Annotated in this window: 2 protein-coding genes; both read left to right on the top strand. The window is 50.0% G+C overall.

Annotation, left to right across the window (positions count from 1 at the left end):
- The first annotated feature begins 219 nt into the window (after positions 1-219).
- The gene (locus JX325_RS17390) at positions 220-801 is read left to right on the top strand and encodes an SLOG family protein (protein WP_204792259.1); all 582 of its coding nucleotides are present in this window, start codon (positions 220-222) and stop codon (positions 799-801) included.
- 67 nt (positions 802-868) lie between these two features.
- On the top strand, positions 869-1,153 hold a 285-nt coding region (locus JX325_RS17385), incomplete at its 3' end, for a hypothetical protein (protein WP_204792258.1).

Below are 1,153 nucleotides of genomic sequence, written 5' to 3'. Positions count from 1 at the left end.
CTGCGAAACCGCTCAAGACATCTTGGGATATGCCTTTTTTATTGCGAAGGCGGCGTATCGTCCTCCCAACCGCATTATTGTCGAATTGCACCGCCCCACCCCGCTTTCTCAACAGATAGTGTATGAGAAAACTGAAAAATAATAGTCTACGATAATAGACGCGTGTAAGAATTTTTGCTATAATGTGGAGCATCTATCTGTATGGGGGGATTGTCTACAATGATAAAAACAGCTTGCGCATTTACCGGCCACCGGCCAAAAAGTTTTCCATGGGGCTATGACGAAAGCGCCCCCGGCTGCGTTCTCTTGAAGGAAGTCCTAGCGGTGCAGATCTCCGCGCTGGCAGAGCAAGGTGTGACGGACTTTTTGTCAGGTATGGCTCAAGGGGTAGATCTCTGGTGCGCTCAGATTGTCCTTGACCTGAAAAAGAAAAATCCTGCGCTGAAGCTCCATGCCAACCTCCCCTGTGAAGGGCAAGAGAGCAAGTGGTCAGTTTCAGCGCGGGAAATCTATCATTCAATTTTGGAGCAGGCTGACGAGGTTGTCTATGTGGGGCAGGAGTACAGCCGTGGTTGTATGCTGGAGCGGAACCAGTACATGGTGGACCACTCGTCCATTCTGCTGGCCGTCTACAATGGGGCCTGCCGAAGCGGGACGGGGATGACAGTGCGCTATGCCCAGCAACTCAAAAAAGAGCTTTACATACTTGATCCGGTCACCAGAGAAATTACTCACAAGCCTGCCAACGTGGATGCGGTTTCTTCAAAAAAGCCAGTTGAGATTTTTCCCAGTATGTGTTAGAATTTATATAGAATTTTCTTGAAAGCCCTTGCTCTGCGGCAAGGGCTTTGCATTAAGGAGACGTCCAATGTTTTACCGTATGATAACCAACGCCCGCAATCGCTGGCTAACATCTCAGGATTGTACCGTCAAAGACCTGATTGGCTATATCGAAAGCACCGGTCAGATGCGGGACGCACAGGTCGATGCCGTCAAAACATACCTTTTCCTCAAGATTGGCTGTGACAGCAAGCCGCTCTCCAGTCTTTTTCGGGAGGGGTGCTTCAACACGTTGGATTTACAGACTGTAGAGCTTTCCACCACAACCCGGACTTATCTGGAAGGTCATCCGGCGGCGGCAGCTCTACTGGAG

Source organism: Oscillibacter sp. CU971, assembly GCF_905219725.1.
GTDB lineage: Bacteria > Bacillota > Clostridia > Oscillospirales > Oscillospiraceae > Oscillibacter.
This window is presented reverse-complemented; position numbering and strand designations above follow the sequence as displayed.